Origin of the sequence: Dyella sedimenti, from assembly GCF_022760995.1 — a bacterium.
Classification (GTDB): Bacteria; Pseudomonadota; Gammaproteobacteria; order Xanthomonadales; family Rhodanobacteraceae; genus Dyella; species Dyella sedimenti.
In genome coordinates this window covers 1-25,311 of sequence record NZ_JAKWJO010000011.1, presented here as the reverse complement: position 1 = coordinate 25,311, position 25,311 = coordinate 1, and the positions used below count along the sequence as shown (strand labels likewise).

22 protein-coding genes and 1 pseudogene are annotated in these 25,311 nt (G+C 63.4%); 11 read left to right on the top strand and 12 right to left on the bottom strand.

Annotated features, from left to right (window positions below; all coding sequences use genetic code 11):
• Nucleotides 1-60: 60 nt before the first annotated feature.
• The 4 genes from MJ605_RS18005 to cycA all read left to right on the top strand — a co-directional run bounded on the left by MJ605_RS18005 (nucleotide 61) and on the right by cycA (nucleotide 6,006).
• On the top strand, nucleotides 61-2,448 hold the full coding sequence (locus MJ605_RS18005; RefSeq protein WP_243042927.1) for a 3-hydroxyacyl-CoA dehydrogenase/enoyl-CoA hydratase family protein: 2,388 nt from the start codon (nucleotides 61-63) through the stop codon (nucleotides 2,446-2,448).
• Between the two features lie 182 nt (nucleotides 2,449-2,630).
• On the top strand, nucleotides 2,631-3,839 hold the full coding sequence (locus MJ605_RS18000; RefSeq protein ID WP_243042926.1) for an acetyl-CoA C-acyltransferase: 1,209 nt from the start codon (nucleotides 2,631-2,633) through the stop codon (nucleotides 3,837-3,839).
• 142 nt (nucleotides 3,840-3,981) lie between these two features.
• On the top strand, nucleotides 3,982-4,521 hold the full coding sequence (locus MJ605_RS17995; protein ID WP_243042925.1) for a DUF2058 domain-containing protein: 540 nt from the start codon (nucleotides 3,982-3,984) through the stop codon (nucleotides 4,519-4,521).
• A gap of 72 nt (nucleotides 4,522-4,593) precedes the next feature.
• Entirely contained in the window at nucleotides 4,594-6,006 is a 1,413-nt protein-coding gene (gene cycA / locus MJ605_RS17990) for a D-serine/D-alanine/glycine transporter (protein WP_243042924.1), read from the top strand.
• 85 nt (nucleotides 6,007-6,091) lie between these two features.
• Here cycA and MJ605_RS17985 read toward each other — a convergent pair whose 3' ends face one another.
• Genes MJ605_RS17985 through MJ605_RS17975 form a run of 3 tightly spaced genes read right to left on the bottom strand, consistent with a single transcriptional unit; the run spans nucleotide 6,092 to nucleotide 7,934 of the window.
• Entirely contained in the window at nucleotides 6,092-6,694 is a 603-nt protein-coding gene (locus MJ605_RS17985) for a hypothetical protein (RefSeq protein WP_243042923.1), read from the bottom strand.
• Entirely contained in the window at nucleotides 6,691-7,185 is a 495-nt protein-coding gene (locus MJ605_RS17980; protein ID WP_243042922.1) for an RNA polymerase sigma factor, read from the bottom strand. Before MJ605_RS17980 ends, MJ605_RS17985 begins: the two co-directional genes overlap by 4 nt.
• 11 nt (nucleotides 7,186-7,196) lie before the next feature.
• Nucleotides 7,197-7,934: a hypothetical protein gene (locus MJ605_RS17975; RefSeq protein ID WP_243042921.1), complete on the bottom strand. Its 738-nt coding sequence runs from the start codon at nucleotides 7,932-7,934 to the stop codon at nucleotides 7,197-7,199.
• Here MJ605_RS17975 and MJ605_RS17970 point away from each other — a divergent pair.
• Together MJ605_RS17970 and MJ605_RS17965 are read left to right on the top strand one after the other, a co-directional pair.
• On the top strand, nucleotides 7,877-8,671 hold the full coding sequence (locus MJ605_RS17970) for a CDP-diacylglycerol diphosphatase (RefSeq protein ID WP_345779547.1): 795 nt from the start codon (nucleotides 7,877-7,879) through the stop codon (nucleotides 8,669-8,671). The genes MJ605_RS17975 and MJ605_RS17970 overlap by 58 nt on opposite strands.
• 39 nt (nucleotides 8,672-8,710) lie before the next feature.
• Nucleotides 8,711-9,538 (top strand): ZIP family metal transporter, encoded by an 828-nt coding sequence (locus tag MJ605_RS17965; protein WP_243042920.1) that lies wholly within the window; start codon nucleotides 8,711-8,713, stop codon nucleotides 9,536-9,538.
• 130 nt (nucleotides 9,539-9,668) lie between these two features.
• On the opposite strand, the gene MJ605_RS17960 is transcribed toward MJ605_RS17965, so the two are convergent.
• Nucleotides 9,669-11,807, bottom strand: coding sequence for a M13 family metallopeptidase (locus MJ605_RS17960; protein WP_243042919.1), 2,139 nt, complete (start codon nucleotides 11,805-11,807; stop codon nucleotides 9,669-9,671).
• A gap of 224 nt (nucleotides 11,808-12,031) precedes the next feature.
• Nucleotides 12,032-13,255, bottom strand: a complete 1,224-nt coding sequence (locus tag MJ605_RS17955) for a GTP-binding protein (protein WP_243042918.1) — start codon at nucleotides 13,253-13,255, stop codon at nucleotides 12,032-12,034.
• A gap of 295 nt (nucleotides 13,256-13,550) precedes the next feature.
• On the opposite strand from MJ605_RS17955, the gene MJ605_RS17950 reads away from it, so the two are divergent.
• Both MJ605_RS17950 and MJ605_RS17945 read left to right on the top strand, forming a co-directional pair.
• Nucleotides 13,551-13,718 carry a plastocyanin/azurin family copper-binding protein gene (locus MJ605_RS17950; RefSeq protein ID WP_243042917.1) on the top strand — a complete coding sequence of 56 codons (168 nt, stop codon included), beginning with the start codon at nucleotides 13,551-13,553 and terminating at the stop codon, nucleotides 13,716-13,718.
• A 16-nt stretch (nucleotides 13,719-13,734) separates the two neighbouring features.
• A complete protein-coding gene (locus MJ605_RS17945; RefSeq protein WP_243042916.1) occupies nucleotides 13,735-15,039 on the top strand; it encodes a phospholipase D-like domain-containing protein in 1,305 nt (434 codons plus the stop codon).
• A gap of 425 nt (nucleotides 15,040-15,464) precedes the next feature.
• On the opposite strand, the gene MJ605_RS17940 is transcribed toward MJ605_RS17945, so the two are convergent.
• A complete protein-coding gene (locus MJ605_RS17940) occupies nucleotides 15,465-15,953 on the bottom strand; it encodes a hypothetical protein (protein ID WP_425601030.1) in 489 nt (162 codons plus the stop codon).
• Between the two features lie 144 nt (nucleotides 15,954-16,097).
• Between MJ605_RS17940 and MJ605_RS17935 the strand changes: the two genes are divergently transcribed.
• Both MJ605_RS17935 and MJ605_RS17930 read left to right on the top strand, forming a co-directional pair.
• On the top strand, nucleotides 16,098-16,448 hold the full coding sequence (locus tag MJ605_RS17935; protein ID WP_243042915.1) for a helix-turn-helix domain-containing protein: 351 nt from the start codon (nucleotides 16,098-16,100) through the stop codon (nucleotides 16,446-16,448).
• Complete coding sequence (locus MJ605_RS17930) at nucleotides 16,445-17,719, top strand: type II toxin-antitoxin system HipA family toxin (protein WP_243042914.1); 1,275 nt, start codon at nucleotides 16,445-16,447, stop codon at nucleotides 17,717-17,719. The genes MJ605_RS17935 and MJ605_RS17930 overlap by 4 nt, the downstream gene beginning before the upstream one ends.
• Before the next feature lie 9 nt (nucleotides 17,720-17,728).
• On the opposite strand, the gene MJ605_RS17925 is transcribed toward MJ605_RS17930, so the two are convergent.
• The 5 genes from MJ605_RS17925 to qatA all read right to left on the bottom strand — a co-directional run bounded on the left by MJ605_RS17925 (nucleotide 17,729) and on the right by qatA (nucleotide 23,213).
• A complete protein-coding gene (locus tag MJ605_RS17925) occupies nucleotides 17,729-17,923 on the bottom strand; it encodes a hypothetical protein (RefSeq protein ID WP_243042913.1) in 195 nt (64 codons plus the stop codon).
• Between the two features lie 192 nt (nucleotides 17,924-18,115).
• A complete protein-coding gene (qatD, locus tag MJ605_RS17920; RefSeq protein ID WP_243042912.1) occupies nucleotides 18,116-18,919 on the bottom strand; it encodes a Qat anti-phage system TatD family nuclease QatD in 804 nt (267 codons plus the stop codon).
• Between the two features lie 5 nt (nucleotides 18,920-18,924).
• Complete coding sequence (gene qatC, locus MJ605_RS17915) at nucleotides 18,925-20,298, bottom strand: Qat anti-phage system QueC-like protein QatC (protein WP_243042911.1); 1,374 nt, start codon at nucleotides 20,296-20,298, stop codon at nucleotides 18,925-18,927.
• On the bottom strand, nucleotides 20,295-21,068 hold the full coding sequence (gene qatB, locus MJ605_RS17910; RefSeq protein ID WP_243042910.1) for a Qat anti-phage system associated protein QatB: 774 nt from the start codon (nucleotides 21,066-21,068) through the stop codon (nucleotides 20,295-20,297). The genes qatC and qatB overlap by 4 nt, the downstream gene beginning before the upstream one ends.
• 84 nt (nucleotides 21,069-21,152) lie before the next feature.
• The gene (qatA, locus tag MJ605_RS17905) at nucleotides 21,153-23,213 is read right to left on the bottom strand and encodes a Qat anti-phage system ATPase QatA (protein ID WP_243042909.1); all 2,061 of its coding nucleotides are present in this window, start codon (nucleotides 23,211-23,213) and stop codon (nucleotides 21,153-21,155) included.
• Nucleotides 23,214-23,608: 395 nt separating this feature from the next.
• On the opposite strand from qatA, the gene MJ605_RS17900 reads away from it, so the two are divergent.
• Nucleotides 23,609-24,805, top strand: a complete 1,197-nt coding sequence (locus MJ605_RS17900) for an AlbA family DNA-binding domain-containing protein (RefSeq protein WP_243042908.1) — start codon at nucleotides 23,609-23,611, stop codon at nucleotides 24,803-24,805.
• A gap of 194 nt (nucleotides 24,806-24,999) precedes the next feature.
• Here the strand turns inward: MJ605_RS17900 and MJ605_RS17895 are convergent.
• Nucleotides 25,000-25,311: pseudogene (locus MJ605_RS17895) on the bottom strand (hypothetical protein); the annotation flags it as partial.

Sequence of the window (25,311 nt, the reverse complement as noted above, 5' to 3'; positions counted from 1 at the left end):
TTTCAGGCCCTTACCGGGCTCCTGTTTACCTTCACTGTGTCTCGCACTACGGAGAAACCAATGACCGCTCCATCCACCCCCAAGGCAGCGCTGCGCATCCGCAAGGCCGCGGTGCTGGGCGCCGGCGTCATGGGCGCGCAGATCGCCGCGCACCTGACCAATGCCGGCGTCGAAACCGTGCTGTTCGACCTGGCCGCCAAGGAAGGTCCCAAGAACGGCATCGCGCTGAAGGCCATCGCCAACCTGCAGAAGCTCTCGCCTGCCCCGCTGGCCGACAAGACCGTCGCCGCCGCGATCATTCCGGCCAACTACGACGAGCACCTGGATCACCTCAAGGACGTGGACCTGGTGATCGAGGCGATCGCCGAACGGATGGACTGGAAGCTGGATCTCTACAAGAAGATCGCTTCGCACCTGTCGCCGACCGCCGTCATCGCCTCCAACACCTCGGGCCTGTCGATCAATGGCCTGGCCGAGGTGCTGCCGGAGGAAATGCGCCACCGCTTCAGCGGCGTGCATTTCTTCAACCCGCCGCGCTACATGCACCTGGTGGAGCTGATTCCGACCCGGCTCACCGACAAGACCGTGCTGGAAGGCCTGGAAGCCTTCCTCACCACCACGCTGGGCAAGGGCGTGGTGGTCGCCAAGGACACGCCGAACTTCATCGGCAACCGCATCGGCGTGTTCTCGATGCTGGCCACCATGCACCACACCCAGCAGTTCGGCCTGGGCTTCGACGTGGTCGACGCGCTGACCGGCCCGGCCGTGGGCCGTCCCAAGAGCGCCACCTACCGCACCGCGGACGTGGTGGGCCTGGACACCATGGCCCACGTGATCAAGACCATGGCCGACACCCTGGCCGACGATCCGTGGCACGCGTACTTCAAGGCCCCGGTGTGGCTCTCCGCGCTGATCGAGAAAGGCGCGCTGGGCCAGAAGGCCGGCGCGGGCTTCTACCGCAAGGCCGGCAAGGACATCGTCGTGCTGGACGTGGCCAAGCAGGACTACCGCCCGTCCGAGCAGAAGGCCTCGGACGAGGTGTCCGCCATCCTCGCCATCAAGGACCCGGCCGAGAAGTTCGGCAAGCTGCGCGCGTCCAGCGATCCACAGGCGCAGTTCCTGTGGGCGACCTTCCGCGACCTGTTCCACTACAGCGCCTACCACCTGGCCGACATCGCCGATACCGCGCGCGACGTCGACTTCGCCATCCGCTGGGGCTACGGCTGGAAGCTCGGCCCGTTCGAGACCTGGCAGGCCGCCGGCTGGCAGCAGGTGGCCGGCTGGATCGCCGAGGACATCGCCGCCGGCAAGGCCATGAGCAAGGCGCCGCTGCCGGCGTGGGTCACCGACGGCCGCACTGGCGTGCACGGCAAGAACGGTTCGTACTCGGCCAGCGCCAACACCGACAAGCCGCGCTCGCAGCACCCGGTCTACCAGCGCCAGCTGTTCCCCGATCCGATCCTGGGCGAGAAATTCGACCAGGGCACCACGGTGTGGGAGAACGACGGCGTGCGCCTGTGGACGCTGGGCGACGATGGCGTGGGCATCCTCTCGTTCAAGACCAAGATGAACACGGTCAACGACTGCGTGCTCGATGGCGTGCAGCAGGCTATCGACGTTGCCGAGCAGCAGCTCAAAGCCGTGGTGATCTGGCAGACCGGCGAGCCGTTCTCGGCCGGCGCCGATCTCAAGGGCGCGCTGAGCCTGCTGCAGGCCGGCAAGTTCGACGACTTCGAGAAGATGGTCGCCAACTTCCAGGCCACCAGCATGCGCATCAAGCACTCGCTGGTGCCGGTGGTGTCCGCCGTGCGTGGCCTCGCCCTGGGCGGCGGCTGCGAATTCCAGATGCACTCGGCCCGCACCGTGGCCGCGCTGGAGAGCTACATCGGCCTGGTCGAGGCCGGCGTTGGCCTGCTGCCGGCCGGTGGCGGCCTGCATGAGCTGGCCATCCGCGCCGCCAAGGCCAACCCGGAAGATCCGTTCGAGTCGCTGAAGAAGGTGTTCGAGACGGTGGCGATGGCCAAGGTCTCGGGCAGCGCGCTGGAAGCCAGGCAGCTCGGCCTGCTGCGCGACAGCGACGTGGTCGTGTTCAACGCCTACGAGCTGCTGTATGTCGCCAAGAAGGTCGCGCTGTCGCTGGCCGAAAGCGGCTGGCGCCCGCCGATGATGGCCCGCAACATCCCGGTCGCCGGCGACGTGGGCACGGCCACGTTCCAGGCGTCGCTCGCCAACCTCGCCGAGGGCTATTTCGCCTCGCCGCACGACGTGGCCATCGCCACGCGCATCGCGGACACGCTGTGCGGCGGCACCATCGAGCGCGGTTCGCAGGTCGATGAGGAATGGCTGCTCGCACTGGAACGCAAGCACTTCGTGGAGCTGGCCAAGACGGAGAAGACCCAGGCCCGCATCGCCCACACCATGACCACCGGCAAGCCGCTGCGCAACTGAGAACGATCGTCGTCCCGGCGCAGGCCGGGACCCAGTCGCCGCTGTCCACACAGAGGCCCCTGGATTCCGGCCTGCGCCGGAATGACGAGCAAAGAGTTATGGCTCGTCACCATGTACCCGGTGACGATCAAAAACACCAATAGCGTCGCCGCGAATCACGCGCGACGCCACGGAGCAAAACCATGACCAAGCAAGTGCAAGACGCCTACATCGTCGCCGCCACCCGCACGCCGGTCGGCAAGGCGCCGCGCGGCGTGTTCCGCAACACCCGTCCGGACGACATGCTCGCCCACGTGATCCGCGCCGTGATGGCGCAGGCGCCGGGCATCGATCCGCATCGCATCGAGGACGTGATCGTCGGCTGCGCCATGCCGGAAGCCGAGCAGGGCATGAACGTCGCCCGCATCGGCGCCCTGCTCGCCGGCCTGCCCTACACCGTGCCGGGCGTCACCATCAACCGCTTCTGCTCCTCGGGCGTGCAGGCTATCGCCATGGCCGCCGACCGCATCCAGCTCGGCGTGGCCGACCTGATGATCGCCGCCGGCACCGAGAGCATGAGCATGGTGCCGATGATGGGTCACAAGGTGGCAATGAACCCGGCCATCTTCGCCCACGACGAGGACCGTGCCATCGCCTACGGCATGGGCATCACCGCCGAGAAGGTGGCCGAACAGTGGAAGGTCACCCGCGAACAGCAGGACGCGTTCGCGGTGGAAAGCCACCGTCGTGCGCTGGCCGCCATCGCCGCCGGCGAGTTCAAGGACGAGATCACCCCATTCCAGCTGGATGACCACTACCCCAACCTCGCCACCCGCGGCATCACCACCGACAGCCGCCTGATCGACACCGACGAGGGCCCGCGTCCCGGCACCACGCTGGAGGTGCTGGGCAAGCTCAAGACGGTGTTCCGCAACGACAGGTTCGGCGGCACGGTGACAGCCGGCAATTCCTCGCAGATGTCCGACGGCGCCGGCGCGCTGCTGCTGGCCAGCGAGAAGGCGATCAAGGAGTTCAACCTCACCCCGATCGCCCGCTTCGTGGGTTTCTCGGTCGCAGGCGTCAAGCCGGAAATCATGGGCATCGGCCCGAAGGAAGCCATCCCCAAGGCGCTCAAGCAGATCGGCATCAAGCAGGATCAGTTGGACTGGATCGAGCTCAACGAAGCCTTCGCCGCGCAGGCGCTGGCGGTGATCGGCGATCTCGGCCTGGACCCTGCCAAGGTGAACCCGCTGGGCGGCGCCATCGCGCTGGGCCACCCGCTGGGCGCCACCGGCGCCATCCGCGCCGCCACGCTGATCCACGGCCTGCGCCGCCGCAAGCAGAAGTACGGCATGGTGACCATGTGCATCGGCACCGGCATGGGCGCGGCGGGCGTGTTCGAAGCGCTCTGATCCGCCCTGCCCTGCAACGAAAGACGGCGCCGTCATGGGACGGCGCCGTTTTCCGAGAAGCGCAGGGGCGCGGCGTCGCGTGTCCGTGTGGCGCCGGGCAACCGGCTACAATCGCCGGATACCGCCCACCGATATCCCACGCATGCGCAATCCCCTGCAGGAACAGCTACTGAAAGCCGGCCTCGCCAAGAAGGGCAAGGTCGACCAGATCGCGCGCGAGCAGGCCAAGCAGCGCCAGGGAAAGGCAGCAGGGGCTGCACCTGACGACAAGATCGACGCCCAGCGCCTGCAGGCGGAGCGTGCGGAGCGCGACCGCGCGCTGGCCGCCGAACGCAATGCACAGGCCCGTGCTCGTGAACTCGCAGCGCAGATCCTCCAGATCGTCGACGCCAACAAGGTCAGGCGCGAGGGCGAGATCAGCTACCGCTTCACCGACGGCGACAGGATCAGCAGCGTGCTGGTCAACGAGGCGCTGCGCGCGCAGCTGGCCAAGGGCGCGCTGGTGGTGGTGCGCGCCGGCGAAGGCTACGAGCTGCTGCCGCGCGCCGCCGCCGACAAGGTGCGCGAGCGCGACGCCTCGGTGATCGTGCTCGATCACGCCCGGGCCGTGGAAACCACGCCGCAAAGCGAGGACGACGCCTACTACAGCCAGTTCCAGGTACCCGACGACCTGGTTTGGTGAGCCTGGCGCGGGCCGGCAGGGAATCCTTTAGGATGACCGCTTCGCCCCGCCGCCGAGAGGATCGTGCCGACGATGCAGAACCATGACCCCGCCGTGGCCACGGCCAGCACCGGCCAGCACCTGCAGCGCAACCTGCGCAACCGCCACCTGCAGCTGATCGCCATCGGCGGCGCCATCGGCACCGGCCTGTTCATGGGCTCGGGCAAGACCATCAGCCTGGCCGGCCCCTCGGTGATCGTCGCCTACGCCGTCATCGGCAGCGTGCTGTTCTTCATGATGCGGGCGATGGGCGAGCTGTTGTTGTCCAACCTCCACTACAAGTCCTTCGTCGACTTCAACTACGACCTGCTCGGCCCCTGCGCCGGCTTCTTCACCGGCTGGACCTACTGGTTCTGCTGGGTGGTGACCGGCATTGCCGATGTGGTCGCCATCACCGGCTATATCCAGTTCTGGATACCCGGCGTGCCGCTGTGGCTGCCCGGCACCTTGTGCATCTCGCTGCTGCTCGGGCTCAACCTGCTGACCGTCAAGCTGTTCGGCGAGTTGGAGTTCTGGTTCGCCCTGGTGAAGATCGTCGCCATCGTCTCGCTGATCGCCATCGGCGCCGTGCTGATCGCCATCGGCTTCACCTCGCCGTCCGGCGCCCGGGCCGCGGTGTCCAACCTGTGGTCGCACGGCGGCTGGTTCCCGCACGGCGGCGCCGGGTTCCTCGCCGCGTTCCAGATCGCCGTGTTCGCCTTCGTCGGCATCGAGCTGATCGGCACGGCCTCGGCGGAGGCGCAGGACCCGGAACGCAACCTGCCCAAGGCGATCAATGCCATCCCGATCCGGGTGATCGTGTTCTACATCCTGGCCCTGCTGGTCATCATGACCGTGACGCCCTGGGACCAGGTTGCCCCCGACCGCAGCCCGTTCGTCAACCTGTTCATGCTGATCGGCATTCCCATCGCCGCCAGCCTGATCAACTTCGTGGTGCTCACCTCGGCCACCTCCTCGGCCAACAGCGGCATCTATTCCACCGGCCGCATGCTCTACGGCCTCTCGGCCAGCCGGCTCGGACCGCGCCCGTTCGCCAGGCTCAGCAACAACGACGTGCCCGCCAACGGCCTGGGCTACTCCTGCCTGCTGCTGTTCATCGGCGTACTGCTGCTCTACCAGGAAGGCGACATCATGAAGGCCTTCACCATCGTGACCACCATCTCCAGCATCTGCTTCATCTTCGTGTGGTCGCTGATCATGTTCGCCTACCTGCGCTACCGCCGGCTGCATCCGGAGCGGCACGCCAGCTCGATCTTCAGGATGCCCGGCGGCGTGCTGATGTGCTGGGTGGTGCTGGTCTTCTTCGCCTTCGTGCTGTGGGTGTTCGGGCAGAAGGAGGACACGCTGACCGGCCTGCTCTATACGCCGATCTGGTTCGTCGCCCTGGCCATCTGCTACCCGTTCTACCGCCGGCAGGCCATCGAGCACCGCAAGCACACGCACTGACCACGCAACGACGCCATCCTTCTCCCTCCGGGAAAAGGTGCCGGCAAGTGGATGAAGGTGCGGGTGGAGCGACCGCCCGCACGCCCTAGCCCATCTCCCCACCGTCATGCCCTGACGCCAACCACGTCCGCATGCGCGCGATGCGCGCCTTTTGCCGCCGGATATACCAGGCGCACACCGCCACCAGGGCCACGATCAGCGGCGTGTTCACTACAAACTGCATCAGCAGCGTCAAGCGCAACCTGGGGTCGGCTTCCCAGCGGCCAGGCTCCAGCTCGGGCCACGCCACCAGCAGGGTGAAGGCCGCCAAGGCAACGGTGCTCCACAGATTGAGCCGAGCCAGCCGGATGCCCGCCTGCGCCCGCCTGAGCGTCAATGCCAGCAGGCTGTGCACGTCGCTGCCCGAGGCGCGCCATGTCCCCCGCCGGATGTGCAGGTAGAGCGCCTGCATCGCCAGGACGAACAACAACATGAGTCCTCCCCAGGCGCGCCACCGCCAGGAAGCGATGTCGTACATCCGCAGGCATTGGACAAAGGCCACGCAAGTCCCCAATGCCTCGACCGCCACCATCGCCCGCATGCGCCAGCGTTTGCGCGCCACTTGCCTGAGCAGGCGAGATGGATCCGCCGCCGGCTGCTCGCGCCATAGCTGGCCCCATTGCGTCCAATCGCTGTCATGGCTTGTCATGTCTGCTCTCCCAGCAGTGCCTTCAGTGCCGCCTTCGCGCGATGGAGGCGCACGCTTACGCTGCCGGCCGTAACGCCCAACGTATCGGCGATTTCCGCATGGCTGAAACCTTCGAACGCGAGCGTCACCGCTTGCCGCAATGCCAGCGGCAAGACGCGCACGGCGGCCTGCAGGCGCATACGGCGCTGCTCGTTCTCCGCATGGCCTTCCGGGCCATCGCGCGGCTCGGGAACCTGGTCGTCGAGTTCGCCGCCGGCCGGCCGGCGCATCTGGCCCAGCACATGCGTAGCGCCACGGTTATGGGCCACCCGCGCCACGAACGCCCGCAACGGCGCCTCGCCGCGCCAGGCAGGCAATGCCCGCCACAAGGCCAGGGACATGTCCTGCAACAGGTCGTCGCGCAGCGCGGGATCGGCCTCGTAGCTGGCGGCGATGCGCGACAGCAGGCCGGCATGCTCGCGCAGCAACGCGTCGAACCCGTCATGGCGCATCCCGCGGCGACTCACGCCAAGGACACGGCGTCGATGTCCTTCCAGGCCGCATACGAGGAAGCAGTCATCCACGGCAATAGCGGCAGCACCAGCACGATGCCAAAGGGCGTAACGAGCGCACAGCCCACAAGCACCAGTTGAACCGAGGCATACAAGCCAAACGCCGCACGCCAACGCCATACCGTTCGCACGCTGCATCGAATGGCCTGCCACGGCGAGGCATCGCGGGACAGCAGGTACATCGGCGCCAGGCCCAGCAATACGGCGGCCGGTATGCCGGGCAGAATCAGCAGGCAAGTGAAGGCGCGGGTCATCAGCTCACGATGCGCGGCGGCGTGCCCAAGCAGCACGGCATCCACCGCAGGCCAGCCATGCAAGGCCGCCACACCCACCAGTTGCACGGCGACTACCGCCGGGCCGCAGATCAAGGCCAGGCCCAATGCCGGAAGGAGCCGCCCCCTGCGCCATAGGCGGAATGGACTGCTCCAGCGCAATGCGCCGGATGATTCGCTCCAAGCCAAGCCTTGCAGCACACCAAACCCCAGCAGTGGTGGCAGTATCTTGGAGAGCAGCATCCCTGCCAGCGGGATCCATTGCAGCGCGCCCTCCAGCACTATCGGCAAGAGGCACAGCAGGAACAGACGCAACGGAAAACATCGCCACAGCCCGAGCCCATCCAGGCACCATCGCCATGCACGACGCGCAGGCAGATGCTGGATGGTCATGGAATGATCGGGCACGGCAGCCATGGGCAACTCTCTCTTCGTGGTTGGTCTTGTCCGGAGAGTCCCTGGCGACGGGGAAAACCTTACATGGCTGGCCTGTGATGGCGATACCAGTGCGATACGGCCCCTTCGCTCTGCAATTGATATGTCATAAACGCCTCAATTCAAGCCTTCGGCGGACAGGGGATCGAGCCGGGCGCTATCAATATCTGGTACTTCCGCTTGCGCGCGTCAGCGGCATTGAAAGCCCCGCATTGCAAGCCCCTGACGCACCCAACTATTTCGCCGATGCCTGGGCTGCACGCTTCTACGTGGAAGCCGCCCTGCATGCGTCCCTGCCGCGCGACTCGCTGAGCCTGGTGGTCAACTCCGCGCCGGGACGCTCGCAGGACCAGTCGCATATCCATGTGGATTGCATCCGGCCGGACGTGCGCGCCACCTTGCGGCACCTGTTGCCCGCGATCACCGGGCAATGGCACCCATTGAGCGATCCCCTGCCCCCGCATCGACACGACTACCAGGCGCGATGGGTCGATGGGGAAACACTGGCGGTCGACCCGTTCAAGGTCCTGGCCGAAGCCCTGCCTCACGGCGACACGATGGCTTCGCACAGCCTGGTCGTGGTGGGCGCGTACTCGCCGGACGGCCATCCGGGTTTCATCCTGCTCAGCGGCCATGCCGACCCTGCCCGGGGCGACCGTGGCAGCGGCGATGAACTGCAGGACCTCGACTGCACGATCACCATGCATCCGGGACTATGAACTGAACCGGACACCGGCCGGCATGTCGGCCGTCTCGGAATGGCCTATACCGATACCCGGATACCTTGGCACCCTTTAATGAAATGTTATAACATTTCATTTTTTGGACTGAAGCGCGCCATGCAGCAGGGATTGGATCTGTCCGGCATGCTGGGGGCCAGCGTGGCCGTCGCCACCGCGTCGCTCTCGGCCAGGCTCGTCGTATGGCTGACGCCGCGCCGCCTGCAGGCGTGGCTGCCGTGGCTGCAGGCAGCCGCCGCCGGATTGCTGCTCGGCGACGCCCTCCTGCACATGCTGCCCGAGGCCATGGCCCACGGTCTCACACCAGGGCAAGTGGGCACGCGCGTGTCGTTCGGCATCCTCGGCCTGCTCTGCATCGAATGCGGCGTGCGCGCCATGAATACACCGGCGGCCACGGCCGTCTTCGCCCGCATGGATATCATGGGCGATGCACTCCATCACCTGGTCGACGGCGTGGTGATCGGCGCCAGTTTCGCCATTGATCGCACGCTCGGCTTCGTGGTCGCCCTGGCCATCCTGGCGCACGAGCTGCCGCGGGAAATCGCCAACGCCGGCGTGCTGGTTGCTGGTGGCTACAGGCCGCGCCGCGCCTTCCTGCTCTCGATCGCCACCACGGCAACGATTCCGCTCGGCGCCATGAGCATTGCGCTCGTAGGCCATTCGCCGGCCTTCCTCGGAACGAGCCTGGCCGTGGCGGTAGGCACGACGCTCTATCTGGCATGCGGCGATGTGCTGCCCGGCCTGTGGGCGAATGTAGGGCCTGGCCATCGCTTTACACCCGCAATGGGCGTGGCCGTCGGCATGGCGTTCATGTGGCTGGCCGCCGTGCTTGACCATGGCCGCTGACCTCTGACGCCGCCGACAACACAGCGGATAGATGCCGGGTGGCAGCGGCGCACCGATTGCGGCGAGTCTGCCCCCACCGCACCACGGCGAATGCCGTGATGCGATGGCACAGGCGCGTTTTCGCAGGGTGTTACCAGATCTTCACTTGCTTGTCCGCCGGACGAACCATGGCATCTCCCGGCTTGCACTGAAATGCCGCGGCGAAGGCCGGCATGTTGGAAGGCGCCGCCATCGCGCGGACCGACTCCGGCGCATGCGGATCGGTATTGAGCTGCAATATCTCGGCCTTTTCGCGCGTGCTGCCACGCCACACCCGGGCCCAGTTCAGGAAGAAGCGCTGATCTTCGGTATAGCCGTCTATCTTCCGCGAGGCTTCCACCGGGTTGGCCTTCAGGACCATCTGCAGCGCGTCATAGGCGACGTTGATGCCGCCCAGGTCGGCGATGTTCTCGCCCAGAGTCAGCTCGCCGTTGACGTGGACGTCGGGCTTGTCCTTGATCGGCGCGTATGCGTTGAACTGCTGCACCAGCTTGGCGGTGCGTGCCTCGAACTGGCTTTCATCCTGCGGTGTCCACCAGTTGTTCTTGTTGCCGTCGCCGTCGAACTGGTGCCCCTGGTCATCGAAGCCATGGCTGGATTCGTGCCCGATGACGGCGCCGATGCCGCCGTAATTGAGCGCGTCGTCGCCCTCGGCATAGAAGAACGGCGGCTGCAGGATCGCCGCAGGGAAGTTGATGGTATTGGTGCCCGGGTCGTAATATGCATTGACCGTCTGCGGCGTCATGCCCCATTCCTTGCGATCGGTCGGCCTGCCGATATGGGCGATGTCGTAGTGATAGTTGAATCTGGCGGCCGCCTGGACGTTGGCGTAGTAGTTGTCCGGCGTGATGGCCAGTGCTGACCAGTCGCGCCAATGATCGGGATAGCCGATCTTCGGCAGGAACTTGTTCCACTTGTCGATGGCCCTGGCCTTGGTCTGGTCGCTCATCCAGTCCACGTTTTCGATGCGCGCCTTGAGCGCATTGCGGATGTTGGCGACCAGTTCCTCGGCGCGCTGCTTGGCCTGTGGCGTGAACACCTTGGCCACGTATAGCTGGCCAAGTGCCTCTCCCATGCCGCCGTTCACGGCGCCGAGCACACGCTTCCAGCGCGGACGCTGCTGCGGCTGCCCCTCCAGGGTAGTGCCGTAGAACGCGAAGCGGTTGTCCTGGAAAGCCTTGCTCAGGTAAGGCGAGGCATCGTCGATCGCATGGAAGCGCAGGTAGGCCTGCCATTCGCCGATGGGCGTAGTGGCGAGCATCTTGTCGAACTGGGCGAAGAAGGCCGGCTGCGACAGCGAGAAGCTCTTGCCGGCCGTTATACCCTGGGCCTCGAAGAACGCTTCCCAGGGGAAGTTCGGCGTGACCTTGTCCGCTTCCGCCACGCTGACGAAATGGTATTGGTTTTTCAGGTCGCGCTCTTCCACCGGCGATAGCGAGGCGGCGGCCAGCGACGTCTCGAACTTCAATACATCGCTCGCCTGCTTCGCGGCCTCCGCCTCGGGTATGCCCGTGAGCTCGAACGACTTGGCGATATAGGCGACGTAGGCATCGCGGATCGCCTTGTAGTCCGGTCCGGTGTAGTAATCCTTGGTAGGCAGCCCCAGGCCGCCCTCGTTGGCGAAACCGATCTGCAAGTCGGCGTGCTGGAAGTCGGCGCCAGCGCCGAACTGGAACACCTGGGCATCGCCATCGGCAAAGCTCTTCCTGATGAAGTCGGCCACGTCCGCTCCACTGTTCAAGCCAGCGATGGCTGCCAGCTTTGGCTTGAGCGGCGCGAAGCCGTTCTTCTCGATCGTGGCCTCGTCCATGCCGGAACGGTACAGCCAGCCGATCTTCTGCTCGATCGAGCCGGCCTGGGCGCCGTCGGCGCGTTGGCTCGCCGCCTCCACGAGGTCATGCTGGGTCTTCAGGCTTGCCTCGTTGAGGATATTGAAGGCGCCCCAGCGGGTCTGGTCGGCGGGAATGGGATTGGCCGCGATCCATTTGGCATTCACGAAGCCGTTGAAGTCCTGGCAGGCCTCACCGGCGGGCCCCAACTCATTCACATCAAGAATGCCCTCGCCGCGCGGTGACGCACCCGCCATCACCTCCGCGCTGGCGGAGGGTGCCGGTACGGTGCGGGCCGCCGCGGAGGACGTGGATTCGTCCGGCTTGCCACAGGCAGCCAGCGTCAAGGCAAAGCTTATCGCCACCGCGATCGCGCGCGGCATCACATACGGTCTACTCATGCATATCCCCGTCTAATCGACCCGAGCCGTGGCCGTCGAACTGGTACGCCGGCGGCCATCCCGCCCGCGACGCGCGCTGTCTGCGCCACGCCACGGACGTGGATCGAGTATGCAGTCAATTGTTACTTTATAACAACATGACTCATGACCCGTCGATGGGCCATGCGGGAGCCGCAACGCCGGTAGAGCACGGCATGGGAGCGACGCTCACCTGCGCGCCGCCGTCACTGCGTCCGTCGCCACGCCGGAAAGGGATCCGGCAGCCGCCTCCAATGCTCGATGCCTTTGTGCATCTCGATGCCATTGAGGTGGCACGATGCGAAGGCGCGCTCGATCGACGCACGGTCCATGCCGCTGCCAATGAACACCACCTCGTTGATGCGGTCGCCGTAGGGCTCCTGCCAATGGGCCATGATGCCAAGGCGCGCGGGCGTGCCGGGTGCCGGCCAGCGTGTCCGGGGAACCGCCGCCCACCAGTGCCCGACCGGTTCCACCGTCGCGGTATTGCCGGCGCGCGAATACGACACCGCCCACTCGGGCCGGCTCCCGAACCACACGTAGCCCTTGGCGCGCAGGATCCCTGGCAGCGGCATTTCCATGAAATCGGCGAAACGTTTCGGATGCAGTGGCTGGCGCGTACGCAGCACGAAACTGTCGATGCCGTAGGCCTCCGTCTCGGGCTCATGCTGGCCTGCCAGTTCACGCGCCCAACCGGCGAATGCACTGGCACGGTCCAGGTCGAAACGCCCGGTATGCAGGATCTTTTTCAACGGTACGCGCCCCTGCCGGGCATGCGCGATGTCGGCCACCGGATTCAGGGCCTTGACGACCGCCGTCACCCGTTCGAGCTGCGCTTCGTCCACCAGGTCGACCTTGCCGATCACGACCACGTCGGCGAATTCGACCTGCTCGGCCAGCAGGGCCGCCAAGGTCCGGTCATCCGCCTCGGACGCCACTTCCCCGCGCTGGGCCAGCAGATCCCTGCCCGAGAAATCGCGCAGCAGGTTCACCGCGTCGACCACCGTGACCATCGTATCGATACGCGCCAGGTCGCCCAGGGAGCGACCGTGTTCGTCGCGGAAGTCGAACGTGGCGGCCACCGGCATCGGTTCGCCGACGCCGGTCGACTCGATCAGCAGGTAGTCGAAGCGGCCGGCCGCGGCTAGCTGGCGAACCTCGGTCAGCAGGTCCTCGCGCAGGGTGCAGCAGATGCATCCATTGCTCATCTCGACCATTTTCTCGTCGGTGCGCGACAGGGCGGCACCTGCGTTCTCGGCCCCCCGCTCCACCAGCGACGCATCGATGTTGACCTCGCTCATGTCGTTGACGATGACCGCCACGCGAAGCCCCTCGCGATTGGCCAGGACATGATTCAACAAGGTGGTCTTGCCGGCCCCCAGGAAACCGGACAACACGGTGACAGGCAGGCGCGGATCGGTAGTTGGCATGGCGGCCTCGAATGGAATGGGTGTATGTCTTGGGGCTGAGCTCGACAGATATGTTATGTTATAATGTAACAATTCATCAACCGCCTCCGTCCCTGGACAGGAGCATTCCAATGCGGCCCACGCTCATCCGCCCTCTTCTGGCCATGGGATGGCTGGCCGCGCTCATGCCGGTGCACGCCTATCCATCCGCCATGCCCCAGCCCAAGGACAAGCGGCCGGCTTCCGGTTCGGGCCGCACGAATTCGTCATAGGCGACCTCGCCGAACAGCAAGCACACGACAAGGAAATAGCCGCCATGCCAACCATGAAGATGGGCGACGAGACTAATAGCGTTTCGATCGATGCCGGACAGACAAGCTCATTGATCTGGACCTTCAGCCGCCCCGGCACGCTGTATTACGCCTGCCACGTCCCGGGCCACTATGCCGCCGGCATGCAGGGACAATTGGATGTCCATGGCTGAGGTCGCCCCTATCCCCATGATCGCTTCCAGCATCCGCACCATCCGTGGCGATGCGTCCAAGCGCAAACTGGCCGCCCTGGCCGGCAGCCTGGGCCTGTTCATGGCCGGCAACCCGCTACCCGTGCATGCCGTCGCCACGGCAGCCAGGGTGCCCGACTTCCAGATCGTCGAGAGCGTGCCGGAGGCCACCGGCTATGGCGAACCGGGCCTGCCGCGCACGCAGGCGGTATGGTTGCAGATGATCCATGGCGCTCAACAGCGCATCGACATCGCGGCCTTCTACATTGCCGATGAACCCGGCGGCCCGCTATCGCCCGTACTCGACGCGCTGGTCGACCGCGCACGCCATGGCGTCGCCGTGCGCATCCTGGTCGACCAGGACATGCTCAAGGAGAACCAGGTCAGCATCGACCAGCTGCGGCAGGCACCCGGCATCGATCTCCAGGTATTGCCCGTGAAAGCCCTCACGGGCGGCGTGCTGCATGCCAAGTACATGGTGGTCGACGGCACCAGCGTGTTCGTCGGCAGCCAGAACTGGGACTGGCGGGCACTGGACCAGATCCATGAAATCGGCGCGCGCATCAACAATCCGCGCTTTGCGCAAACCTTCGAGGCGGCCTTCGAGTTCGACTGGCAACTGGCCAGGCAGCCCGACCTGCCGAAGGCCGCCGAGCGGGCCGTCGCGCCACCGTCCTTCCAGCCGGTGACCGCCATGGATCCAGTCCTGCTGGATGCCGGCGGCAACGATCCCCTGGTCGCCTTCCCGGCGTTCAGCCCGCCATCGCTGATGCCGCGTTGGATCAGCGCGGAACAGCCGGCCCTGGTCAACATGATCGAGGCCAGCCAGCACACGCTGCGCATCCAGGTCATGACGCTTTCGGCCATCCGCCAGTTCGGCCCCCACGGCTGGTGGGCCGATATCGACACGGCGGTGCGCGATGCGGCGGCGCGCGGCGTGCAGGTGCGCATCATCGTGGCCGACTGGGCCTTGCGCGAACCCATGCAGGCCTACCTGAAAAGCCTGGCCGTCCTGCCCAATGTCGGGGTCAGGTACAGCCAGCTGCCGCCGTCGCCGCGCGGCTTCATCCCCTACGCCCGGGTCGAGCACGCCAAGTATGCGGTCGCCGACGACCGCAGCGTCTACATCGGCACCGGCAACTGGGAATGGAGCTACTTCCACACCACCGTGGACGCGTCGGTATTCGTGCAAGGCAATGCGCCGGCGAAAACCCTCATCGACATCTTCGACCGCGACTGGAACGGCCCCTACGTCACCGCCATCGCGCCGGGCGAACACTACGAGCCGCCGCGTACGCATTGAGCCGATCGGGGAACGCGGAAACGAGAAAAGGGGCTTTCGCCCCTTTTCCCGAAAATCCGCAGCACCGATGGCATGCCGCGGAAACTTGTTTGGAGCGGGAAACGAGTCATGCACTAGGGCGCTAAGTCGTTGTTCCCAAACCCTTCTTTCACTGAAGGGGATCAGTGAATGCCTCAATTTTAACCTTGTTCTTCGCCCCAAGCAACAACCACTTTCTACAAACCGCTACCGACGTCCAAGGACTCATATCCAGCAGAGCCGCACCTCATGCAACGCCTCATCGCTCTCGCGCCATCGAACAAGCAAGGCACAGCCACCATCGTATGCCCGCGCGACAGCTAGTCGCCCCAACTGGGCATGCACACACACGGACGGCAGTCAGACAAAGCCGGACTTCGCCCGCCAACGTGGCTCTGGGTCCAGCTTCAGTGAACGCCCAGAACGTTGAGCACAGCGAGGGCTATATCATCGATGGAGCCAGCAATCACTGATTCGATGGGCGAGCATCCGCCCAAACCTTCGAGCGGCTCAGACAGAGCGCGGTACATCGTCCAGGGATCGATGCCTTCAGCCTTTTGCAGGACTACCTGCGTCAGCTGCAGCTTCACCGGATCAAGCTGCCAGTCGGGCAACTTCTGGCCTCGCGGCCCCACGCTCAGTGCCAGCAGCCGGTGCGCCTTGATGTCCTTGTAAATCTGCTGGCGCGACTTGCCTGCCAAGCGGGCAAACTCGGGCAACGGCAGATTGTGTGGCTGCTCAAAAGCCTCCTGCAATACGGCACGGCCGCGCTGGACGTCGGCCTCCCCGGGGTGCCAACGCGTGCTGGCGCATAGCGAGGCCGCCTTGTGTACCAAGGCCCGCTCCACATCAACACACGGCAAATGATCGCCAACGAACTCATGAATCCGAGACATGGCCATCTCCCACGGGCAGGACGTAGACAAGTATCACTGTAGTCTCGGAACTCTTACCACACCCTCCCCAGCATAGAATAACGCTATTATAGACAAATAAATCAAATAACGCCTACAATAGAGAACATGCCACGAAAGCCACCCGTGATCTTTCCCCAAGAACAGCGCCTTCTCTCCGCGTTGGGAGAGCGGCTGCGCCTTGCCCGGCTGCGACGCAAGCTGAGCAATGCCGTCGTCGCGCAACGCGCCGGCATTTCGCGAACCACGCTATACAAGGTGGAAGCCGGTGATCCGGGTGCCACGCTGGGTTCCTACGTCCGGGTACTGGCCGTACTCGGGCTGGAGAACGACCTCCAAACCCTGGCTGCCGACGACAAGGTTGGCCGCAAGCTGCAAGACCTGGCCTTGGCGCCGACGCGCCGCCCTCGCGCCGCAAGCAAGCAGGTTGCAGCGCCAACGTCCTCATCGTCTTCCGATACGAAAGGCACGCAATGAGTCCGCCGAACAACGCGCTGGAAGTATGGCTCGACAGTGATCTTGGCCCTGCCTGCCGGGTTGGCACCTTGGCACATGACCGCGGCCAGATCCGTTTCCACTACGACCGCGATTGGCTCGGTGACCCTCGGGCATTCGCGCTCGACCCTGACCTGTCGCTTGACGAACACCCTTTCTTCCCGAAACCGGAGTTGGGCAATTTCGGCATCTTCCTGGACTCCTCGCCCGACCGCTGGGGCCAGACCCTGATGAAGCGCCGCGAGGCGCTACAGGCCAAGGATGAGAAGCGGGTACCGCGCACTCTCTATGCCTGGGACTTCCTGATCGGCGTGCAGGACTTCACCCGTCAAGGTGCCCTGCGCTTTCGCCTGACCGGTACTGATACCTTCCTCGGCAACGAGAAAATGGCTGCTCCGCCGGTGACCACCTTGCGCGAGCTCGAAGCGGTGGCCTACCAACTCAGCAGCCGCCGGATCGACGATCTGGACGCCCTGCGGAAATGGCTTGCCGTACTGGTAGCCCCGGGCGCCTCCCTAGGCGGTGCCCGCCCCAAGGCCAACTTCACGGAAACCGATGGTTCCCTCTGGATCGGCAAGTTCCCCGCCAGGGATGACGACCGGGACATCGGGGCTTGGGAATACGTCGTGCATACGCTGGCGCGGAAGGCCGGCGTCGATGTTCCTCCAGCCAAACTGATCCGGCTGAACAATGACTTCCACACCTTCTGCGTACAACGCTTCGACCGCATGGAAGGCCAGCGACGCTTCTATGCCTCGGCCATGACTCTGCTGCGCAAGGAGCAGAGCGAAGGTACGAGCTATCTCGAACTGGCCCAGTTCCTGCGCGCCCAGGGCGATGCCGCCCACGCGGATGCCGATCTGGCACAACTGTTCCGACGTGTGGCCTTCAACGTCGCGGTCGGCAACCGAGATGACCATCTGCGTAACCACGGTTTCGTGCTGGGAAAGACCGGATGGCGGCTGGCACCTGCCTTCGACGTCAATCCGAACATCGACAAGGGCGAGCACGTCTTGAATCTAGACGATGTGGACAACCGGCCAAGCCTGGAGACGGTTCTGAGCACCGCAATGTTCTATGGTCTTGCCGACACCAAAGCCCAGAAAATCATGGAAGAAGTCTTGGCCGCGGTTGATGGCTGGCGGGACACAGCGCGAAGAACACACATCCGCGGTGCCGATATTGAACTGACTGCAGGTGCCTTCTCGGCCCATGCGGAATTTCGTGCATCTCAGGGTCACCGCCGACAGTGACAGCACCTGTCAGAGGTCCACATCGCCTTCGATCTCCTCATTCAGATCAATATCACGACCAAGCTGAGCCTGCTCCCGCATGACTTTGGCCAAGTCCTCCGGTAGTGGCCGAACATTGACACCAACCTGGATATCCTGATCCAGCAAAGCGAGGAATGCTTGGATAACCGCATTCTCACGTTCAACATCTGTTCGATTAGTCATATTCTCCTCCTTTAGCCCTGCCTTGCCGAATTCTAAAACTAAGGAGGCAAGACAAGGCTAAACGATACGTCTGCCATCGGCCAAGAGCGGAAGTTGCCAATGCACCTCGCTGTGCTGCGTTTCGCCCGAAAGAAAATAGACAAAGAGGTCATTTTTGCCGCCGGCGAGTTCCGTACCCCCTTACAACCCATCTCAGGCCTGTTTAAATAACGATCGCTGCTTCCCTTCCCGCATGGCAGGTTCTATAGATTGAATCGCACGCAATGTCTTCAGTACTTGTTCTGCCAAGTGGGCTGACTCGGTATTCCTGATCGCGGCGAGTAACCCCACAGTCTCCGGCATATCCGAAGGTCTGGCAGGACGTTCTCCAAACTGAACGAAAGGTCCATCCGACTCGGTCAGCAATCGATCCTCCGGTATGAACCGAATGAGTGCATGCGTCTTCGCATTCCGCATCATCTCTACGTTCACCGAGAAGTAGCACCCCTGCTCGATCGCCCGATGCGCTTCGGACTTCGTCCCCGTGAACCAGTGCAGCACCGGGATGCAGGTCGGATTCTTCAGGTTCTCTTCCAAGGATCCGAGCACCCACGCGACCGAACGGACGCTGTGGATGCTCAGTATCTTGCCGCCCTGTTCGCTACATGCCCGGAGTATCCGGTCAAATACGCGTCGCTGCTGCTGGAAGCTCGCATAGAACCTAGGGCTGGCATCCAACCCTACCTCTCCGACATAGTCGGTGCGCTCGAGCAGCCTTTCGAACAACGGCAACTCGTCGGATCGCTCCGCAACGAGTTGCGGATGCAAGCCTAATCCGACGGTCACACAAGGAGAGCCGAGGGCGAAGTCGACATTGCGTGCGAACGCCTTCGGTGTCGTTGTTACCGCGAGGGTCGCGATCCTCCGTGCATCGCACTCACGGATGACTCCGAGATGGTCCTGGTACAGATCCAAGTGGCAATGGAAGTCGACCCAGCTTGGCGATGCATGACTCATGTCTGTCATTCCGAAGGTCGTGCCTCGACGTTCTCGAGCAGGTCGGCAACCTCTTCCAAGCCATCCCGGTAAACGGCCTCATAGTCCCCCCAATCGTCAGGAAAGTCTATTAGCGGCCCTGGCTTGTGGATGTCGAAGCGGGCACGCCCCGGCTTGGTACGGAGACGCGAGATGGCCAACTGGAAAGATCGCACGTGCTCGCCCTCGGCCGACTTGCTGTCGAGCTCGGCATCTTCCAGTTCCTCGAGTTGGTATTCGGTGTCGTCCTCGCCGAATCCACGCTTCAACGCGGCCCGCCTGATCAGGCAGGGAACGCAATGTCCGCAGTTCTTCGGCTTCCGCCGCTCCTCGTCCGCGGAGAACCTGGCCTTCGCAGGCGACGAACACGAAATGGTCTCCTTGGCGTGCCCCCGGAGGAAGTCGATGTCCTCGCACTCCTCGACCATCTCGCCCTTCGTCATATGACGATAGCTATTGTGGAGGGATCCGCCGAGTCCTATGGCTCGCAACAGTTCGTTGAAGCGGGACATGTAATACGGGTGGGTCGTTCGCGTACTCAGCGATCCGAGTCGCAGTGGATCCAGTGGCACGTTCAGCGAGATCAGGCCGTTCTCCGGCACATGGATGGTCACGTTCCTCCCGATGGCGTCCGCTGCGAGTGCGGCCAGGGAGAAAAACAGAAAGGAGCGAGCACGCAAGGTATTCTCTGCCCAACTGCCATCGACCGCTCCCGTCTCGAAACCAACCCGCGCGCGTACCGAAAAGAACGATACGTCTTCATATCGCTCCTCCAGCGCCTTGAGACATACATCCTGGTGTTTGCTGGTAACACTGTCCCAATAATGACTGACCAGCAGGACGCTTTTCCCCTCCGAAAGAAGGTCAATGGCACCAATAAAGCTGTCCAGTCCTCCGGAAAAAAGGCACACGTCGGTCGGACGTTCCGCGAGCGTCTCCGTAAGCGGCTCGATGATCCGCGCCGCGGACGGCGACCTGGGGCGGAATGTCATCGCCCACCGATCGCCTGTCAGGAAATTCAGCGTCCTCTCCAAGAGAGGCGCGACCTGTAGCCATGCCTCCTGATCGTGGACCGGAAGACATATCTCCAGTTCCCTCGTCCACCCGTCCTGTCCTTCCTTGCCTCTTTCGACACGTGTATCCGCCGCGGTTATCGCGGCGGCCAGCATCGCCAGGTCCAGAGACCGCTCGGAGGGCTGGAGGCCCAGCCGTTCCAGCTTGGATAGGACGCCGCCAAGCAGATGGTCGATATCGGCGAATCCATCGAAAGCGAATTCCGTGGCATGCGAACCCTCGAGCCGCGTGGCGACTACCTGCCTGTCATCGGCTCCTACCCTGAAAACGATTGATTGCCTGCTCATTCCACATCTCCTGCCATCGCCGAGACCAGTTCGAAAGCGGCTTCGTAGATACGTTCGACGGTCTCCTTCACCTGTTCGTCCGTTTTCTCGACAAGCCCATCGAAATGCTCGCCGAGGTGACCCCGGACGCAGTTGGATACGAATCCGTGCAGTTGCTCCTGAACCTGCTCGACCCCGTCGACGGTCTCCGGGAAATCGATAGCGTGCGTGCCGATGTCGGCTAGCACGCGACCCTCGATGGTGTAGATGACGAAGTTCTGGAAGAACTCGGACAACTGCTCCGGTGTCATCTGCTCGAATGTCTCCCCACCGGCATCTGCAAGATCCGCGATCGCGTCGAGCATGGCCTGCCTCGCGATGGCCTCGTCGATCCGTCCACCGGGTGGGCAGATGGTTTCCAGCATCGAGACGAACACGTCCGCCGCCGGCCTGCCGGAAAGATGTTGCAGGTTGAGCTTCTGCAACGTCGCAGCCGCGCCCTGCCGGTTGACGTCGCGGATGACCTGCAGCAGCTTGGTTCCGGCGCTGCGGGAGGCCCCCATCCGCCTGGCGGCCTTACGCGCAGACCCGGTCCCGTTGCGGACGTACTGCGATATCGATCTACGCAACGTGTCCGAATCACCGCTCCTGACGAACCGCGTGAAGTTGCCCTTTGCAGTACTGAGCCGACCCGCCGACGAGACGTCCGGCGCGGCGGCGGGCACTTTGGGCGCCACCCCTGGCGATGCTCCCGCCGCTCCACCACCACCGCCGGGAACAGCTGTGGTCACGGCGGCGCCTGGCGCGGTGTCGTCAACCCAACTCGGAACAAGCCCACTCGGGGCACCACCGTATCCTTTCGATGTCCCCATGGCTCACTTGTCTCCCATCTTCGAAATAGCGCCGGCCGCAGCCTTGAGGGTGGTGCTGTCTGTCTGCTCGGACCAACTCCTGAGGAGACCTTGGTAATCACGCAAAACGGCGGGATCCTTGAAGACGTTTCCGAACGCTGCGGGTGCCCAGGCACCCAGCTTGGGCATAGGAAGTTCCTTCGCAAAGTCCAACAGCCTCCGCTCCAATTCCGGGCGAATCTTCACCAACTCCACCAGGCCCCGGGCTCCCGGGGGTTCCTTCGCGAACGACTCCCCCTGGAGGACGCGCATACGCACGACATCGAAGAGTTCCTCGGCAGCAGCGGCCGTCAGTTCCCCCGCCTCCTTCGCGGCAGCCTTCGCCTGGATGGGTCCGGCCATCAGACCGTCCGCGATCTGGTCGAGCCGGCTGGCGCTGCCGGAACCACCGAACAGCATCCGCTTGTCGCGGGTGACGAACACGTACGGCCGGAGATCGACGTCGGCCAGCTTGGGTTCGAGAGCTGCCCACGTCTTGATCCAGTCGATCTTCAGCCAGTCCTCGATATCGGTCGGAACCGCCGGTTTGGCCGGCTTGGCACGTATCAGCGTTCCCACCTTTTTGGGCTCGGCAGGCGGCTCATCAGAGTCGGCGGGCGCGGCGATATGCTCTTCGAGGCTCCGAATGCGTGGGGAACGCCCCTCCGCCGCGGCGCTCGCTTCACGCGCTATCTCGTCGAAGAAATCCGGCTTGAATCGCTCCGCCAGCATCAGCTTTGCGAGCACGGGCACGGTTACCTGCGCACCGAATCCACGCGCCTCGCCGATCTCCCTGCGCAACAGCATGGAGTTCAAGAAACGCTTGATCTGGCGAGGGTTGCCCTTGGTCCCCTCCGCCAGCATAGACGTGATCTGGTTCGCCAATACCAGCGCCTGACCGGCGTTCGGATCCTCCTTGCCAAGGGCACCCGCCAATTTTTTCGGCGTAATCCCCTTGCTCAACCAAGGCTGCCGCATATCCTCGCGCGCCTCCCCGAGCAGCTTCTTGAATCCCTCGTCGCCCGGGCCCAGCTCTGCTTCGACCAGCAGGAGGGTGATGTAGGTTCGCGTCTCCGCGACGCCGAGGGCGGGAATGCGGAACGGAACCTGGATCAGTTTCTCCAGATAATTCCGTGCATAGCTCACCGGACCCGCAGATGGCGGGAGGTCGGGGAAGTGATCCCTGACGGCATACTCGATCATCATCTCGTCGGCACCAATGACGAATGCGGTTCGATCGACGAAAAGGAAAAGTCGTATTGCCTCCAGCGTACCGATCGCGGTCGGCGGCAGGCACCTGTCCAGATCGTCCACCATCACGACCAACTGTTTCACCTCTGCCGCGTCGAGGAGCTCTAGGAACTCTTCGCGGAACGCGTGGATGTGTGCGGGGACGCTGTCCTCCTCGGCCTTCTTGAGAAAGCCGGAGGCTTCGTCCGCGAATCCCTCGATGTCCTCGCGCGAGAGTTCCCCGGCACTCTTACCGAGCGCGGACCTGGCAGCGCCGATGAGGTCGCCGATCTGACCGAGCGTTGGGATGCCCGTCGCAAGCGTGAATGCGAGTCCGCCCGCCTTCTTCGCCGTCTTCAGCCAATCGACACGCTTCAGCAGCTTCTTTGCGGCATCCTTGACCTTCTGTGATTTCGGCCTAGCCCGCTTCAACTCCTCGATGATCGTCTCGAGGACCACGGTCTTCGCGTCCTCGAACCCTTCGAATGCCCAGCCGTTGAACCAGATGCACAGGACACCATCCGTCCCTTCCAAGGAAGATTGCGCCATCTTGAGGACGCTGGATTTACCGGCGCCCCAGTCGCCATGGACGCCGATAGTGATCGGCACCCCCGGTGATTTCTCGATGAGCTTTACGACGGTCTTGGCGATCGCCTCGTACTGCAACATGTCCGTCGCAGTTTCCTGATCACTGATGAACATCCTTCCCCCTTCACGATTCAGAGTTTCTTTCGACCAAAGCGAACGCATTACCTCAAACGGATCGGACCCAATATCGCCGAACAGGCCTAAACTCGTGCCGGACGATGACATCATCCTCTTCTTTCCCCCCGAGTATCGGTCAAGACCGTCTCAAATAACGCGACTCCCTCGGTCAACTCTACAACAGAGGAGCCCACAGTTTTGAGCCCATGGGAGTCATAAAGCCAGGTGCCTGAAAGCTAAAGCGTCAGGATCTAAAAGCACCCGATGTCTGCTTCGTAGCAACAGCAAGAGCTCTGCCACAGTTCCGCTTCAACTGGGGGGAGCTTGGTCGGAAAGGTCCGGAGGTGGCCAGGCGCGGACACCTATTCAATGAGTTTTCGTTCGGGGAAGTTGAGGTGAGCGATCAGGCTATCGACGGGATCTCATCCCGTGGTTAGGAATTTTGGAATTTTGAGCGGGCGCTTTATGTTGGATACCACAACGGGTTAAAGGACAGGGACAGCTGCATGTTGACCGATGACTTGCTGAATCAACTCTGCTTCAAGGGCGAAGGTTCGGACCTGGACTACAAGGCCGAACGATATCCGTTTTCCGGTGCAACGGACGAAGCCAAGGCTGAGTTGCTCAAGGACATTCTGGCAATGGCCAATGCCCACAGGAATGGCACCGCCTACATTCTGATCGGCTTCAAAGAGAACCCGCCCCATCCTGCAGCAGCGGTAGGGGTTCCGACCGAAGGAGCGATTGACGATTCCAGAATCCAGCAGTTCGTCAACGAGAAGTTGGAGAGCAAGCTCGACTTCCGCTACGAAGAGCGGATGTTTAAGGGGCGCCACATCGCAGTCATTTCCATCCCTAAGCAGCCTCGACCGTTCTACCTCAAGAAGCCGTTCGCGAATCTGTTGAAGGACACTGTCTACATCCGACGGGGAAGCTCGACAGGCATTGCCACTCCACGAGAGGTTGCAATGATGGGCTCGGTGAACACCGCCCGTCCACCAGCCAAAGTCGACCTGGAATGGAGAAGCAATAACAACGAGCCCATGGCCTCAGCGTTTGCGTTGGCGTTCTATGAAGTCGCCGACGATCTGCCCGACTTTTCCAGCCCCAAGAAGGCTTATGACGCCTTTGATTTCAGGTCGGTCTACATTGAAACTCATGAGGACAACCGGCAGTTCTGGCGGGAGGCGGCGGAGCATCTTGCTCTAAAAAGCCGGTTGGTCACGGTTCGGGTCAAGGTGACCAATTATTCGGAATTCCCATTGACCGGCGCCAAGCTGGAAGTCCATGCGCTGGATCCTCGCTCCAAAGCTGTGGATCTTGATTTGGTCAGTGAGTTGCCAAAGATGCCCGTGCCTAGGTGGAGCATTCTCCGACGGCAGATGGAGCGCATGTCAGCGCTGCCAAACTTGAGAAGTCATAGCAGCCAAATGAAGGTTGACAGCAAGGAGGGAGGCCCCGTCTGCCGTATCCGTCTGGGCGACTTGTTGCCGGGCGAATCCGCCATTGCCGACGAAGACCTGGCGGTGTTGCCTGGCATGACCGGCCCCCACGTCCTGAAGGCCCGACTGTTGGCACAGGAACTCAATCCTCCGTTGACCTTTGAGCATGCTTTCGAGGCGCAAGGTGACGTAGCGATTCTCGATGTTGCGCGGCTGAGAGCCTTGATCCTCCAAAATCCGCAACGGAATGCAGAGGCGTGAAGCAAATCTAGGGCGTTGAACTCGCTCTCAACTCGGACGATTCATCGCTGGTCAAACGCTGCCGCGGGGCTTCCTTGGGGAGCGTCAGCATCAGCTCCTGGCCGGTATCTGCCCCGGACGCGCGGTACGGAGGCCGAATAGGTAGCGCTAAGCCCGTGACAAGCTCAGTCTTACTGCCACCCGGCCCTGCACGATCAGGATACCGTGATCAGCTTCAGTATCCGCTCGGCGGGCCTGTATTCAAGGACGATCACCATGCGCTCCGGCGGCCCATCCTGTCGCGGGAACTCCAGCATGATGTTGAACTTGCTGAGCCGGTGCGTGTCCTCGTTGACCCATTCCATGTTGTAGAGGTAATTCATCCGCAGCTTCTCGCGGATAGCGACCTCCAGCTCGGCCTTGGTCAGGCCATCGAGGCCGGCCTTCCTGAGCTTTCCCAGCTTAGAGCCGCTAACAAAACTCCGGAAGATTCCGTAAGCAGATGATCGAGCAGGCAAGCGACAGCC

Coding starts and splice junctions, on each gene's coding strand:
- MJ605_RS17965 (WP_243042920.1), top strand. CDS start 8,711: ATGGCCTATACCGATACCCGGATACCTTGGCACCCTTTAATGAAATGT.
- MJ605_RS17900 (WP_243042908.1), top strand. CDS start 23,609: ATGTTGACCGATGACTTGCTGAATCAACTCTGCTTCAAGGGCGAAGGT.
- MJ605_RS17960 (WP_243042919.1), bottom strand. CDS start 11,807: ATGAGTAGACCGTATGTGATGCCGCGCGCGATCGCGGTGGCGATAAGC.
- cycA (WP_243042924.1), top strand. CDS start 4,594: ATGCAGAACCATGACCCCGCCGTGGCCACGGCCAGCACCGGCCAGCAC.
- MJ605_RS17970 (WP_345779547.1), top strand. CDS start 7,877: ATGCACGACGCGCAGGCAGATGCTGGATGGTCATGGAATGATCGGGCA.
- MJ605_RS17950 (WP_243042917.1), top strand. CDS start 13,551: ATGCCAACCATGAAGATGGGCGACGAGACTAATAGCGTTTCGATCGAT.
- MJ605_RS17955 (WP_243042918.1), bottom strand. CDS start 13,255: ATGCCAACTACCGATCCGCGCCTGCCTGTCACCGTGTTGTCCGGTTTC.
- qatA (WP_243042909.1), bottom strand. CDS start 23,213: ATGATGTCATCGTCCGGCACGAGTTTAGGCCTGTTCGGCGATATTGGG.
- MJ605_RS18000 (WP_243042926.1), top strand. CDS start 2,631: ATGACCAAGCAAGTGCAAGACGCCTACATCGTCGCCGCCACCCGCACG.
- MJ605_RS18005 (WP_243042927.1), top strand. CDS start 61: ATGACCGCTCCATCCACCCCCAAGGCAGCGCTGCGCATCCGCAAGGCC.
- MJ605_RS17980 (WP_243042922.1), bottom strand. CDS start 7,185: ATGCGCCATGACGGGTTCGACGCGTTGCTGCGCGAGCATGCCGGCCTG.
- MJ605_RS17945 (WP_243042916.1), top strand. CDS start 13,735: ATGATCGCTTCCAGCATCCGCACCATCCGTGGCGATGCGTCCAAGCGC.
- MJ605_RS17995 (WP_243042925.1), top strand. CDS start 3,982: ATGCGCAATCCCCTGCAGGAACAGCTACTGAAAGCCGGCCTCGCCAAG.
- qatD (WP_243042912.1), bottom strand. CDS start 18,919: ATGAGTCATGCATCGCCAAGCTGGGTCGACTTCCATTGCCACTTGGAT.
- MJ605_RS17975 (WP_243042921.1), bottom strand. CDS start 7,934: ATGGCTGCCGTGCCCGATCATTCCATGACCATCCAGCATCTGCCTGCG.
- qatC (WP_243042911.1), bottom strand. CDS start 20,298: ATGAGCAGGCAATCAATCGTTTTCAGGGTAGGAGCCGATGACAGGCAG.
- MJ605_RS17925 (WP_243042913.1), bottom strand. CDS start 17,923: ATGACTAATCGAACAGATGTTGAACGTGAGAATGCGGTTATCCAAGCA.
- MJ605_RS17930 (WP_243042914.1), top strand. CDS start 16,445: ATGAGTCCGCCGAACAACGCGCTGGAAGTATGGCTCGACAGTGATCTT.
- MJ605_RS17940 (WP_425601030.1), bottom strand. CDS start 15,953: ATGTCTCGGATTCATGAGTTCGTTGGCGATCATTTGCCGTGTGTTGAT.
- MJ605_RS17985 (WP_243042923.1), bottom strand. CDS start 6,694: ATGACAAGCCATGACAGCGATTGGACGCAATGGGGCCAGCTATGGCGC.